At 59.1% G+C, this 13,919-nt stretch carries 15 protein-coding genes; 3 read left to right on the forward strand and 12 right to left on the reverse strand.

The genetic code is table 11. The annotated features are described in order from the left end of the window. Positions 1-54 precede the first annotated feature (54 nt). The 3 genes from AC0L27_RS07685 (at position 55) to AC0L27_RS07695 (ending at position 3,662) form a co-directional block, all read left to right on the forward strand. On the forward strand, positions 55-387 hold the full coding sequence (locus AC0L27_RS07685) for a helix-turn-helix domain-containing protein (protein ID WP_473318470.1): 333 nt from the start codon (positions 55-57) through the stop codon (positions 385-387). Then, complete coding sequence (locus AC0L27_RS07690; protein ID WP_473318472.1) at positions 387-1,268, forward strand: ImmA/IrrE family metallo-endopeptidase; 882 nt, start codon at positions 387-389, stop codon at positions 1,266-1,268. Before AC0L27_RS07685 ends, AC0L27_RS07690 begins: the two co-directional genes overlap by 1 nt. Before the next feature lie 2,040 nt (positions 1,269-3,308). After that, positions 3,309-3,662: a hypothetical protein gene (locus AC0L27_RS07695; protein ID WP_473318474.1), complete on the forward strand. Its 354-nt coding sequence runs from the start codon at positions 3,309-3,311 to the stop codon at positions 3,660-3,662. A 191-nt stretch (positions 3,663-3,853) separates the two neighbouring features. Here AC0L27_RS07695 and AC0L27_RS07700 read toward each other — a convergent pair whose 3' ends face one another. The 12 genes from AC0L27_RS07700 to AC0L27_RS07755 form a co-directional block, all read right to left on the reverse strand. Beyond that, on the reverse strand, positions 3,854-4,291 hold the full coding sequence (locus AC0L27_RS07700; protein ID WP_473318477.1) for a VirK family protein: 438 nt from the start codon (positions 4,289-4,291) through the stop codon (positions 3,854-3,856). Between the two features lie 69 nt (positions 4,292-4,360). After that, complete coding sequence (locus AC0L27_RS07705) at positions 4,361-4,672, reverse strand: chorismate mutase (RefSeq protein ID WP_473318479.1); 312 nt, start codon at positions 4,670-4,672, stop codon at positions 4,361-4,363. 131 nt (positions 4,673-4,803) lie between these two features. Then, the gene (gene ureG, locus AC0L27_RS07710; protein WP_473318481.1) at positions 4,804-5,493 is read right to left on the reverse strand and encodes an urease accessory protein UreG; all 690 of its coding nucleotides are present in this window, start codon (positions 5,491-5,493) and stop codon (positions 4,804-4,806) included. Then, positions 5,490-6,188, reverse strand: coding sequence for an urease accessory protein UreF (locus tag AC0L27_RS07715; RefSeq protein ID WP_473318484.1), 699 nt, complete (start codon positions 6,186-6,188; stop codon positions 5,490-5,492). Before AC0L27_RS07715 ends, ureG begins: the two co-directional genes overlap by 4 nt. Positions 6,189-6,214: 26 nt before the next feature. After that, positions 6,215-7,918 (reverse strand): urease subunit alpha, encoded by a 1,704-nt coding sequence (gene ureC / locus AC0L27_RS07720; protein ID WP_473318485.1) that lies wholly within the window; start codon positions 7,916-7,918, stop codon positions 6,215-6,217. A gap of 12 nt (positions 7,919-7,930) precedes the next feature. Beyond that, positions 7,931-8,269 carry an urease subunit beta gene (locus tag AC0L27_RS07725; RefSeq protein WP_473318487.1) on the reverse strand — a complete coding sequence of 113 codons (339 nt, stop codon included), beginning with the start codon at positions 8,267-8,269 and terminating at the stop codon, positions 7,931-7,933. A 16-nt stretch (positions 8,270-8,285) separates the two neighbouring features. Further along, positions 8,286-8,588: an urease subunit gamma gene (locus AC0L27_RS07730; protein WP_473318489.1), complete on the reverse strand. Its 303-nt coding sequence runs from the start codon at positions 8,586-8,588 to the stop codon at positions 8,286-8,288. A gap of 26 nt (positions 8,589-8,614) precedes the next feature. Continuing rightward, positions 8,615-9,526 (reverse strand): urease accessory protein UreD, encoded by a 912-nt coding sequence (locus AC0L27_RS07735; RefSeq protein WP_473318491.1) that lies wholly within the window; start codon positions 9,524-9,526, stop codon positions 8,615-8,617. 105 nt (positions 9,527-9,631) lie between these two features. Further along, entirely contained in the window at positions 9,632-11,038 is a 1,407-nt protein-coding gene (locus AC0L27_RS07740) for a lactonase family protein (protein ID WP_473318704.1), read from the reverse strand. After that, positions 10,963-11,544 (reverse strand): cytochrome P460 family protein, encoded by a 582-nt coding sequence (locus tag AC0L27_RS07745; protein WP_473318493.1) that lies wholly within the window; start codon positions 11,542-11,544, stop codon positions 10,963-10,965. Before AC0L27_RS07745 ends, AC0L27_RS07740 begins: the two co-directional genes overlap by 76 nt. Positions 11,545-11,549: 5 nt before the next feature. Then, the gene (locus AC0L27_RS07750; protein ID WP_473318496.1) at positions 11,550-12,158 is read right to left on the reverse strand and encodes a cytochrome P460 family protein; all 609 of its coding nucleotides are present in this window, start codon (positions 12,156-12,158) and stop codon (positions 11,550-11,552) included. Between the two features lie 177 nt (positions 12,159-12,335). Next, positions 12,336-13,739, reverse strand: coding sequence for an amidase (locus AC0L27_RS07755; protein WP_473318497.1), 1,404 nt, complete (start codon positions 13,737-13,739; stop codon positions 12,336-12,338). Positions 13,740-13,919: the final 180 nt, after the last annotated feature.

Genomic DNA, 13,919 nt, shown 5'->3' on the forward strand with positions numbered 1-13,919 from the left:
CTCTTGCCGGAAGTCAAGTATCCGGTATACTCCTGTTCCGAATAGGAATGCCGCATGACCAAGGCACTTTCGCGAAAGATCGGTGGGCAGATTCGCAAGTTGCGTACGGAAAGAAGGCTCACACTGGACAAGCTCGCGGAGGACGCAGGGCTCAGCAAAAGCTACCTTTGGGAATTGGAGAACAAGAGCCCCCCTCGCCCGTCGGCGGAAAAGCTTGCAGGCATCGCCAAGGCGCTGGGCGTGACGGTCGACTACTTTATGGGTGCCGATACGCCGGCGGATCTGGAAAGCGCCGAGGACAGAGCCTTCTTCCGCGAATACCAGCAGATGAGCGCTCCGATGAAGGAGAAGCTCCGCCAGATGAAGAAGCTATTGGACAACGACTGATGGATACGCAGGGCTGGGGCGTAGATCGATGGGCCAATCATCTCTCGCTGCTGCTCAACGCCCTCAACCCGGCCGACCGATACCGTTTCGACGTCGCCCAGTTGGCTATGGACGTCTCCCGTAACTTCTTTCCCGAAGACCCCATCACCCGGGTCGTCAAGGACGACCTCGATGGTTTCGGCGGCGCGCTGCTCCCGTCAGAATCGGGCAAACGATGGGGAATCCTTTACGACGGCAACGCCAGCCCGCAGCGGCGCCGCTTCACCATCGGGCACGAGTTCGGGCATTATCTTCTGCACCGGAAAAAGTTTCCCGATGGCATACGCTGCGACGACGCGGCGGTCGACGGTCGCGTCGGTGCCGAAGTCGAACGGGAGGCCAACGCGTTTTCGGCGGCACTCCTCATGCCCCTGGACGACTTCAGGAGACGGATCGCCACGACGGACGTCCCGAATTTCGACGACTTGGGCGAATGCGCCGAACGGTACGACGTCTCCCTGACTGCGGTCATCCTCCGTTGGCTGCGATACACTTCACGCCGGGCGATCCTGATCGTTTCCAGCGAGGGCTATGCGAATTGGGCCTGGTCGAGCGAGCCCGCGTTCAAGACCGGCAGATACATCAAGACAACCGTGAGTCCGCCCTACGAATTGCCCGCCGGATCCGGCGGCGCCCGTGACGTCTCCGCCGGCGAACTGCGCAACGGCATCGATCAACCAGCCGGCGTCTGGTTCGGCGAGCCGGTCCTCGAATTGTCCTTTCACTCGACCGCGCAGAATTGCAGGTTTACGTTGCTGCATCTGAAGAATGCCGACCGCGGACTCTGGCACGACGAGGCGCCCGGCACTGAGGACACGTACGACCGGTTCATGCGGCGTTAGTCGGCATCGTCACCATTGACGCGATCGCTTCAGCGCCGTCACGTCTACGAACACAACGGAGGCGAAGTCGACGAGAAATATCTGCTCGACAGCGGCGGCACCACGGTCCGGCTCAAGCAGACCATCCCGGGAGACGCAAGCAAGCGTCCACGAATTTGCAATCTGGTGCTACGCCCTTCATCTAGCGGCTTTCGTGAAGTCCGGAGAGTTCGCCTCGGGCGAAGGCAGGCGCTTGGTTCGAAAGCTTGGCCGATGCCGGCGAACGGGACGCGGCCGCTCCGCTTACGCGATCTGACCGCATGTGAGGTGGATTGTTACTTTCGAGCTGCCATGGCAGATTAGGGCTACCCGAGGGGCTACACCCTGGGGCTACACCAGAGACCTCTGGCGTGCAGTAAGGCCTTATTTTACGGGGCTTTCTCGAAGCCGTTTTATTATGGCGGAGAGGGAGGGATTCTCGGCAGGGTCACGAAATTTCTACATAATGTCAGAGCTTGCCAAGCGCCCCCTCTCACCCCCGAGGCGCCATGGTGGTCGATCTCGGACAGTGCTGGTGCGATCATTGTTTTTAGCATTCTTGTGAGGGTCCTTCGATAATCGGCCTAGTGACGAGACCCGAACGCAGCTCTTTTGCCCGCGCGTCTGTTAAGAACGGAATGCTGGAGAGCTATTCGAGCGTTCCTCTCTGATGCTGGCTTCAATAGGAGCGGGAAAGCTCGGAAAGAGCACCACCATTTGCCCGCCTTGGACCTCGAGCGATTGCCGCCCAGGACGTTGATCGAGTTCGGCGTTCATAGAGCGGACCGGGACTCCAGACGACGTCCCACATTGACCGCTTTCAGGCAGGCCGAAAGCGGCATATGCCTCGTTGGCGGACACGAGCCCTCCATTCAGATGCCGGATCTTGGCGTGGTGCGGACCAGCGGATCGGTCGCGGCTGACCATTCCCGGGCGAGTCCGGCTCCCAACCTCCTTTCATGCCTTACCGGCTCTGTAGGACCCGGGCAACACGCGGCGGCCTGATGGCCGAATCGAAACGTGTTCGGGAGATCGGGCAGGCGTAGGGCAGACAAGTAACAGGGGTTTCGCATTGCGTGGATACAAAGCTTTCCGCGCGCCTTGTTTGCCGCGGACCATCGCTCGATGTCCTTCACTCGCGCCCGAGTGCTGTGCGCAAATTCAGGATGATTCCGCCGATCCGGCCACCTTGGCGGCGAGCCCGCCTCCAAAGTTACTCGGCGCTCTTTAGGCTCTTACACCTTGAACGAGCATATTGACAACTCTTCCATGAATTCCACTGACCGATCTGGACCAAGCAAGTCGTCAGGACCGGAAGTGTGCAGTCTCGACAGTGCAAAGAGTTACATGTCTCACCCCATTAATTGTCCATCTCCTGTCAGACTTTTGTGACTTGAGACTGTCTTGCTGCAGCGATCGCCGCATCCCAATTTGACTTTGTGATCAGATGCGGAGAACGAACAAATGCGCGTACCCTTGGCGATGTTTCTCACGGTGATATCAGTCTCCCAGGCGCAGGCAGAGGCGAAGACTAAAAGTACGGACACCGCTTGTCGCTACACTTTAACAAGCGGCGAGACGTACCAGATACCCGCCGGCCAGACTCTTTGCTGGCGCGTACCTCCTCCTTCATACAAGTCATACACGCTGCTGCGTTGTGATCCGCCGTTTCAGGAGTTCAACCGGGTCCAATTGGGCGATGGCCGCTGCAACAGGTACGAGGAACGTCAATAACCCCGGCCGGATACGCACTTCGATGGCGGTCGTGATCGCGGCGATCAGTTCAGGTTACGCTCTTCCCGCCAACGCCTTGCGCAACGCGGCGGTGCTCAGCATGCGATGACGCCCACACGTCGCGGCCGGGTACGACGCGGCAGACTTTGCCGGTACCGCCGCGAAGTCGGCAATTTTTTCTACCCGGCCCAGGCGGCCCGAACCAGTTAAAGGCGGGAAACACCGAAATCCCGACAAAGGCGCTCTGGCACACGCGTTGCACATCTGAGATCGTCGCAGGGGCCGAATATGCAAATCACGACTGGATCATCACTCTTCGCCTACCAAGCCGCGAAGGCAACCTCTTCGACCATCGCCACGAAGACGACGGAGACGTCCACCGGCGGAACCGTGCAGGCAAACGAAGATGGCGCATCGGGCGACAGCAGCGCAGTTACGGACTTCCTGAAATACGCGAAGATGAATCCCTTCGACCGTGTGCGGGCCGGCATCTTGAAAAGCATGAATCTCACCGATGCCGACCTCGCCAAAATGACCCCGGACCAGCGAACGGCGGTCGAGCAGAAGATTAAAGACGCGATTGAAAGGCAACTTGAAAAGAAGGGCCAACAGACCGGCGGTCTGGTCGATCTTTCAGCATGATGCGCGCGCAAGAGACGAGCGCAGGAAGCCAGAGACTATCCGCTCGTAGTCAACCCATCCTGTTCGAAAGTCATGGCTCTTGAGCTCGACGACTGCGTCTGAAGGTCGTTACGCCGAGATGGCCAACACACCGCAGGCCGTTGGCAAGGTCCATTCCACTTCTTCGTCCAGAGGACGAAGTCGTTTCGCAGCTACCAGCGGAAAAACGCCGCTTTCCCGATCTCGCAATCAAATGAAGAATCCCTGAGCACCGCGAAATTGACGGCGCCAAGAGTCGCCGTACGGACTTCGATCTTGCCGTTTGTACGCACCCTGAACGACAGGAATTCTCTGACCGACCTGTCCGACCTCACGGTCATATGTGTCGTCGAGAACGCGATCGTTCCATCTGCCTGGATCATATATCCATCAAACCGGATGCTCGCCCTGATTGGCGGCCCCGCGATATCTGCGCCGTGAACTTGACAAGCGGAGAGGTCGATTAGCATACGGGGCTCCTTGCCCTCGAGGATCGCCTCGCTCAGCGCCGCATAATCGGCACTTTCGGGTTCGGCCGCGACTGCATCGCGCGTCCAGGAGATGGAAACGATCATCAGGGCGACGATCAAACTCGTGCAAATGTTAGCCAAGCATGGCTCCCGAGGGTACAGATTTCTGTCTATTCCATTGTTGAACGAGCACGTGACTATGTTCACAGCCTAGCTGGTTCTCGATCTGAATTTTATCGCCTCATGATTGGCGACAACTTCGCGGACGATCAAGTCGTGGAGCTTCTGAATGAACTCTGGGTCAAGCCCGCTCTGCCAGGCGAGGGCTCGCAACCGTTTCAACTGCGTTGATTCACGTCGGGGGTCTCGAGATGCTAATGCATGTCCGGCCTTGAAAAGTCCGATTGCATCGGTACACCGAAAACGCTCTGCGAGAAGGTGCACGACCGCCGCATCCAGATTGTCGATGCTACGGCGCAGCTTCGCCAGATCGTCAAAACGCTCCTGATCATCATCCGTCATCGTGACTTTCCTCTTTGCACGCGCACAGCTCCAACGGCTTCTCAGACAGCACACTCCTAGCGGTCAACGTTCACTTATCGCGACAAGAACATGAGCACCGAATTTCCTTACGGGCAGCGCAAAGGCCCCTGTCATCGACAGTCATTTTCAGTCAACGTCACGGAAGACAGCCCGCCTTTTTGCAGAATAAAGTCTGCTATTTCATCGACAGCCTGGCCGACCTTCATGTTGGAAAAGATGAACGGCCGCTCCCCTCGCATCCTCCGAGCGTCATTTTCCATAATCGTCAGATTGGCGCCAACCATAGGTGCGAGATCGACCTTGTTGATGATCAACAAATCGGATCTCATGATCCCCGGCCCTCCCTTGCGGGGAATCTTCTCACCCGCAGCCACGTCGATCACGTAAATGGTCAAATCAGCTAGTTCCGGGCTGAATGTGGCAGCGAGATTGTCGCCGCCCGACTCGACGAAACAAAGCTCGGCGTCAGGGAATTTCAAATTCATATCGCGGATTGCTGCCAAGTTCATCGAGGCATCCTCTCTTATGGCTGTATGCGGGCAGCCACCCGTTTCCACGCCCAAGATGCGGTCAGCAGGCAGCGCCTGCGCGCGCGTCAAAATGAGCTGATCTTCCTTGGTATAGATGTCATTTGTAACCACGTAGATCTGGTAGAATTCGCGCAGATGCTTGCATAAAGCCTCGATCAGCGCCGTCTTTCCGGAACCGACCGGGCCGCCTATACCCACGCGTAACGGACCATTAGTTGACGGAACGCCCGTAGTACGGAACGAGCGGCTCGCGCCTGTAGTCGTGCTCATGACCGAAACAACCTCGTATATTGCAGCTCGTGGGCGATGGACGCCAGCTCCGTCATCACACCCGCCGAACCAAGATCGTCAACAGTCTCGCGAGTTGCGATTTCACTCCGCGACAGGATCGCCTGCTCAAGCGCCGCGACCGCAAGCTGACCGTCAGTTTGACCAAGCGGCACCAATCGCACGCCGGCACTAATCAGATTAGCGACGTAACTGTGCAGGAATGCCGGAAGGGCAATGCCGACGGGTATGTCCAAGCGCGCCGAGCAGGCGCCGAGGATGACGGCCGATACAGGTGGGCATTTCGGATCCGAGAAAACATCCAGAATTCGATCCGGCCACACGCGACGGAGGGTCGTAAGATATGCAGCCGACTGCTGTGCGGCTTCGAGCGCAAATTCCGAGGTCCCGCGCGACGCTGCGGCGAGTTCTGCCAGATGCGGCAGCCCATCTTCCGCTGCCTCGATCACACGGCGATACGCTTCGATAAAGAAGATGGCCTCGTTCCGACCGGAGCCAAAGCAAAGGTCGGCCTCGAGCCAGTCAATGAGGCTGCGGCGGTTGGTGACGTGACCGGCCTCGACGGCCCACTCCAGGCCGTGCGAATAGCTGTACGCTCCATTCGGGAATGACGGTGAAAGCCAAGCCAGCAGTCGCAGCAATGCTGACGCAGAAAGTTCGCGATTGTCGTCTGTCATAGCACCACCATGCAACAACCAACTCGTCAGTACATGAAGTAACGCTGCGCCATTGGAACGACATCCACCGGCGGGCACGTGAGGATTCGTCCGTCTACCCGCACCTCATAGGTCTCGGGATCAACTTCCATCCGAGGCAACGCGTCGTTGAGAATCATGGAATGCTTGCCGATCGTGCGCGTCCCAGAGACCGGCAGGAGACGCTTTTCCAGGTTCACTGAGATCGTCGTTTCGAGCGAAGCTTTGCTCACGAACGTTACTGAATTTTTGGCAGGCGAACGGCCGAAGGCGCCGAACATTGGCCGGTAATACTCCGGTTGAGGCGTGGGTATGGACGCATTGGGGTCACCCATGATGGCGGCGACGATCATGCCCGATTTCAAGACCATATCAGGTTTGACTCCGAAGAATGCCGGGTCCCAGACAACGATATCTGCAAGCTTCCCGATCTCGAGCGAGCCTATGTAGCGCGACATTCCCTGCGCGATCGCCGGGTTGATGGTGTATTTTGCGACGTAGCGCCGCGCCCTGAAATTGTCGTTCTGTCCGGCCTCCTCCGACATGCGGCCGAACTGCTTCTTCATCTTGTCGGCCGTCTGCCAGGTACGCGTGATCACCTCGCCGACCCGTCCCATCGCCTGACTATCGGACGATACGATCGAGAAGGCGCCGAGATCGTGCAGGATGTCCTCGGCGGCAATCGTCTCCTTCCTTATGCGACTTTCCGCAAAGGCAACGTCTTCCGGGATACGGCGATCGAGATGATGGGTCACCATCAGCATATCCAGTGCTTCGTCGAGCGTGTTCGCCGTATACGGGCGCGTCGGATTGGTCGAGGCAGGGATGATGTTGTTCTCGCCGCAGACCTTGATGATGTCCGGCGCATGGCCGCCGCCTGCCCCTTCGGTGTGGGCGGCGTGAATCGTCCTACCTTTGAACGCAGCGATCGTGCTCTCGACAAACCCACCCTCGTTCAGGGAGTCAGTGTGGATCATGACTTGCACATCCATGTCGTCCGCAACGGAGAGACAGCAATCGATGGCAGCCGGCGTCGCACCCCAGTCCTCGTGCAGCTTCAGGCCACAGGCCCCGGCTTCGACCTGTTCGACCAGGGCCTCGGGTACGCTGGCATTACCCTTGCCGAAAATGCCGAAATTCATCGGGAAGGCGTCCAACGCTTCAAGCATGCGATGGATGTGCCACGGCCCCGGGGTACAGGTCGTTGCCGTTGTTCCCGCGGCGGGTCCGGTGCCTCCGCCCATCATGGTCGTCACGCCCGAGAAAAGCGCTTCCTCGATCTGCTGGGGACATATGAAATGAATGTGAGTATCCATCCCTCCGGCCGTGATGATCTTGCCCTCGCCCGCGATGACTTCCGTCCCCGGTCCAATGACGATCGACACCCCCGGTTGGGTGTCGGGATTACCCGCCTTGCCGATGCCGGCGATGAGCCCGTCCTTGATCGCAATGTCCGCCTTGACGATTCCCCAATGATCCAGGATCAGCGCATTGGTAATGACCGTATCGACCGCTCCCCGCGCGCGCGTGAGCTGCGACTGTCCCATGCCGTCCCGAATGACCTTGCCGCCACCGAACTTCACCTCCTCGCCATAGATCGTGAAGTCCTTCTCGGGCTCAATGAACAGGTCGGTGTCCGCCAGACGCACCTTATCGCCGACGGTCGGGCCGAACATCTGCGCATAGGCTCTGCGGCTCATCGTAACGGACATCGTTTTTCTCTCTCATTCATCGAGGCCGGGGGCACCGGCACGGGATTCAAGAGGGCCCATCACGCCGCCGCTGAAGCCGTAGATGCGCCGCGCCCCGGCAAACGGAATCAATGAGACCTCGCGTGACTGTCCCGGCTCGACCCTCACGGCGGTCCCAGCCGGGATATCGAGGCGGCAGCCACGGGCAACGGCCCTATCAAACACGAGTGCAGCGTTCACTTCGGCGAAGTGATAGTGGCTCCCGACCTGGACCGGCCGGTCGCCTGCGTTGGCTACGTCAATCGATCGTCCTGTCCTGTCGCGGTTCAGGACGATGTCGCCATCAGCCGGAATGATTTCGCCGGGAATCATGTCGCGCCTCCAGCTCCTATCGAACCGGATTGTGAATGGGGACAAGCTTGGTTCCGTCAGGAAACGTGGCTTCGACCTGGATCTCGCGGATCATCTCCTGAACGCCCTCCATGACCTGATCGCGGCGCAGAAGCCTGCCGCCTTCCGCCATAAGATCCGCAACCGATCTCCCGTCGCGAGCGCCTTCCATGATTGCATCAGAAATCAATGCGATGCTTTCGGGATAGTTCAGCTTGACGCCTCTCCCGAGTCGGCCGCGCGCAACGATCGCAGCAAGAGCGATCATCAGCTTGTCTCGTTCCCGTGGCGTCAGATTCAAGTTGATTCTCCCACTTTGCTGCGCTGTTAGCAGGACCACATCTTCGGCACGCCGAAGGGACCTGTTCCCAGTTCACGATTCAGCTGATCGAGGAAGCGGCGCAGCCCTCGCTTGAGATCCGCACCGGCAGCTGCAGCAACGCGGATTACGATGATCGCGCCCACGAGAGTAACTCCGCACGCGCATCCCAGAGAGGCTGCTATCTGACGAACTCTTTCGAGCCGCGCCTCAATACTTGGTCCGAAGTAAATCATTGTCGCGATCGCCTTCCAGTTTGAAAGCAAAGCCATTCTCCGCAATTGAGGGAATGTCCGGTCGCTCGAAAGGAAGCCGTCCGCCCAGACGAGATGGCCGTCGACCCTGATGCGCCAGGTATCCAGGATATATCCGGCGATAACTTCTTCACCGCTCTCGGCGCGACCGAAAACCAACCACTCCAGTGCCACCAGTTCAGCCCCCGATCTCACATCGACTTCTGTCTGCCGTACGATGCGCGCCTTGTTGAAGACGATCGTCTCTTGCGGAAGCCATGCAAGTCGAGCACCCCCTTCGGCCCTTAGCCGCGTCAAGATTCGGGCAGGACGGTCCAGACCGCGATAGACCTTCTCCGCGGCCTGCGTGGTCATCGCGACCGAGGCCTTGTTCCGGGCAACAATCTCGATGTTGATCTCGTCGCCGCCCGCAACACCGCCCGATGTATTGATGAGAACGGTCTCCTTGTGTCGACAATTGTCGACATTCGGAAACAAGACGGCCATCGGAAACTTCCGATAGACGTCGCAAACCTCGGTGCTATCTCGAGCTCCAGAAAATACGACCCGCGCCGCGCCTGCAGCGCGCTGCAAATCGAATTTGTGCCCGGGGCCCTCTCCCTCGCCAATGTGGCTGCGGTGAACCACCGATTTGTCGCGAGCGCGGTCGTGATTTGCTTCAAACATCCGTCTCAGAGCTCGTGTCGTCCGCTTCCCACTTTGGGCGAGGGAAATTGCCAGACGTGGAACAACGATGCGAACCACGCCTGGACCTAGTGTCAACGAACCGGATCAGAAGCCGGCAAGCCCCTGCGGGCTGTTGTACGGAATCTTGACGCTACCGATCTCCTTCAACGAGCCGTCCGACTGAGTGCTGTAGCCGACCAATTTCGAGGCGTTGCCGTAGATCTGATAGAGAAAGGCGCCATCGGGCGTGAGCCAGCTATCGCTGGGTCCGCTCGTCACGGTCCCGTTCAATCCCCTTGCGGTGCCGTCACCGGGTACCTTGGGACAGGCCGGATCACTCGCAATTTCGAGACCGCCGCCGTTGATGCGATAGCTGCTGATGTTGCTGTAGCCGAAATTCGTCGCGTAGATCGTGCGATCATCGGGAGCGATCGCAAGCCAGCACAGCTCGGACGGCAGGCCTGCACTCGTGTCGATCTTGACCAGTGGGCCAATCTTGATCGCGCCGTTCTTCTCGATGGTACAGATCGAACATCCGTCGCCGACAGCATAACCGATTACGAAGGTGTCTGGTCGCTTGTTCAGGAAGGCGATGAAGAACGGAGAACCGCCCTTTGCGTCATAGAACCTGGCCGTGCCAAGCGAGCCATCCTTCTGCAGTGAGAAAACTGCAAGTCCGTCCGGATCCGGCGCATTCGAGGCAATGGAATGCAACGCGCCCCCCGCCCGCTGGACCCAAAGAATGGGCGAGCCGTCGGGATACAACCCAGTGTGCGCGATCGGCTCGTCGAATGTGGTACCGACCAGCACCATATCCTCATTGGGCGAGACTGCGACCATGGTGGAGACGCGATTCCGCTTGCTGTAGGTATTGACCGTGTAGCGCTCGGGCCGCGGCTTGAGCATGCCTTCCGCATCTACCGACATCAACCTAAGATGATCCGGTCCGAACGAGTGCAGAACAAAGAGCGTCCGCGTCGAAGGCGCAAAAGCAAGCGATTTCGCCGTGCCACTCCTTCCATCGACTGGATTGCCGGTCGACTTCACGTCGAGCAGCGTAAGCCGCCCGTCGCTCTCCAGACGGAAGCTCGATACGGAATTGTCGCCACCGTTGGTCGCAAACAGGAAGCGCCGGTCGGATGTGATGATGACGCTTCCTGCGCCCTCGAAGGAGTTGGGGGCGCTGTCTTGGCCGCTGATCGGCTTGAATTCGCCGGACCCGGCGCCGCCAGTCTTGATGCGAGAAACCTCGATCAGCTTGCCGTCGACCTGTCGCGCGTAGTGGATGACGGCATTTTCAGTTTCGTTGGTTTGGGTGTAGAGATGACCGGTCTGTCCTTTGGACATTCCCATCTCGTTGGTCGCTTCTTTAGCCATCTCTCGCTCCTCTGATGATTGGCTTTGGTTGAATGAAAAACCTTCGATGGCCGGGCCGGCTATGGCCTCAGCGGCGGGTATCCATCGACGTAGACCCAGTCGGACGCTTGCGCTGGCACGTGGCACCCCTGACATTGCTCGCTGTAGTTCGTCGTGGTTGTCTTTGACCGATCGCCCGCGTCGAACCAGGACCATCCCCAGCCATCGCCCCACAGCGCGCTATCCGGATGCCTGTTCGCGCTGTCCTTCATCATCACGAACCAGCCCTTCAGGACATCGGAACGGCTGACGGTGCCGGTCGTCATTTCGAAGGTAGCGGACTTGAAGACCTCCTTGATCAACACCGCGCCATCCGGAAAGCGCTTGGTCTTTCGGTAGGCATCGATCGCCCCGGGTGAGGCATAGACGACGTGAACTTCCTTCGATCCCTTGCCCTCGTCCGCCGCAATCGCCCAGCTTCCGAGGAGCTGATAGGTGGTGCGATAGTCATCGGGCACATGCAGGTGGCCCTCTCGGTCGGTCGCGCCGGCGCCGGTTGCAATGACGTCGGCAGCCCTCGCCCGAAACTGCGACTGCCTGACGGCCGCCCCAATCCCGATCGCCACGATCAGAGCGATGCAGGCGCTTTTGGGGAGCCTCATGCGCATTATCGCGCGTCCTTGTTGTCCAGCAGCGGGTAGAATTGCGTCCAGACCTCATCCTTCTTGGCGTTGGCAATGTGGCAGTAGGCGCACTCGTCCTTCGACTTCACCTTGGCCATCGACGCCTTTGGTTCATGATGATTGAAGTTGAAGTACCCCCAGCCGTTTGTCTCGGCAAAGCGCTTGGAGTCCTTGACGGTCACATCGGCTCCGTTCCACTTGCCCGGGAAGTACCCGCGTCCCGACGCTTCCGTCCGCGAACCGTCGGCGTTCTCCTGCGGCAACGTGAGCTGCAATTCCTTGAAGAGGATCGTCCCCTCGGGGAATTTGCCGGTCTTCTTGTAGATCGCGTACGAACCCGGCTCGATGTAGACGTTGTGGAATTCCGGAAAGTTTGCCTGTCCCCCATTGAGTGCGTTTGGCGTCAAGGGTGAGCCGACGTAGACCCACTCGTGGAAATTCTTTGGCAGGAGCAACTGTCCGTCCGCAGTGTATTGCGGCAGATAACGCGCATTGCTCTGAGCGTTGCTGTCCTTCAACGATCCGAAGAACAGCATCGTCGCAACCGCACTGCCCGCGATGACCACCGCTGCTGCCTGAGCTCCAACCCGCATAGCTTTCTCCCGCGATTGCGACCGAGCGCGCATGGCCTCGGATGAATGATCTGTCGGGATCCGGGATAACCAATCGCAACAAGACTTGCGCGTCGGCAATTGCCTTCTCTTTTTCTATCTTGATGTATTCTGTTCGCACGTCGCCGCGCTGAGATCGCTGGAAATCGCGCGCGGTAATCAGGCGGCCAGACCCGAAATCGAGGGTACCCTCAAGTGATGATCCGTACGGCTCTCAAATGCTTGCCCGACCCGAAGAATGGCTTCCTCCTCAAATGGTTTTCCGATAATTTGAAGACCGATCGGAAGCCCATCGGGCGCGAAGCCACACGGAATGGAAGCTGCTGGAAAGCCCGCCAGATTGAAGGGAGCGCAGAATCTCGCAGAGACCTCGAAGACCGTCTCCTCCTTTGCGCCAATCTTGCTCAAAGTCTGGCCGACCTTCATCGCGGTATTCGGCAAGGTCGGAGTGACCATAACGTCTACGGCTTCCATGGCGGCGCGCAGTGACGACTTCCAGGCATGCCGGACGCGCTGCGCATTGATATAGGTTGTGGCAAGCGTCAGCTCGCCAGCCTCAAGCAAGAATCGCACATCGCTCGCATACAAGTCGCCCTTCGAACGGAGGCTCTGCTGATGATAGGTCGCGGCCTCCGCCAGGGCGATGGCGAGCCACGAGCCGATGATTGCTTCCATGCTCGGGACGGTTAGCGGGACGATCACTGCTCCCAGCCTCTCGAGCACGGTCACGGCTTCGCCGACAGCATGCGCCACCGCAGGCTGGACGTCATCGAAGAAGTAATTGCTGGGCACGCCGATGCGGATCCCCCTGACGTCGCCGTCCAGAGCCTTCGTATAGTCCGGCACCGGAAGGTTCCTGCTGCTTGGATCATTCGGATCGACCCCGCTCATGACGCCGAGCAGAACCGCAAGGTCTCTCACGGTCTTTCCCATCGGGGCGGGATGATCAAGCGACCAGCTGACGACGGTGATGCCCGCCTTGCTCACGCGACCAAAGGTCGGCTTGATGCCGGCGACGCCATTCGCCGCGGCCGGCGTCCGGATCGAACCACCGCTATCGCTGCCTACGGCGGCCAGGCACAGCCGGGCCGCGAGGGCCGCAGCCGCGCCGCCGGTCGAACCCGAGGGAATGTGGTCCAGATTCCACGCATTGCGCGTCGGGGGAGCGTCAAAGCCGAAGGCAAATTCATAAGTCGTGGTGGTCCCGAGCAAGACAGCTCCGGCGTCCTTAAGCTTACGGATGACGGCGCCATCGGCCCGAGCGGCATAGTTTTCCCGTACCCGTGAGCCGGAACGGGTCTTGACGCCGGCAATGTCGTACAGTTCCTTGACCGCGATCGGGATGCCATGCAGCGGACCGCGATATTGGCCGTTGCGAATTTCGGCATCCGCTTGCTTTGCAGACACCAGCGCCTGCTCAGACAGCACTTCGACAAATGCCTTCAGATGAGGATCAATCCTGGAGATCCGCTCCAGCATGTGCTCGGTGAGGTCGATAGGTGAAAGTGACCGGGACAATATCGCTTTAGCTGCCCCCGTAACGTCCAGGCCGGCGATATCCATTCTTCAAGCTCCGTTATCGTGGATCAAACACGAGTGCCGGAGGCGACTCGATTGGCAACGTGTCCGCTCGCCGAATGACTGCCGCTCTCGCCGACGCCATCAACGCAGCGATCCCGACTCGGTCCACCTTTGCGATGGAGAGGTTCACTGTCGCTGCCAGTTCGGCCACGATTGCCGGGT

The organism is Bradyrhizobium sp. Ken51 (assembly GCF_055807435.1).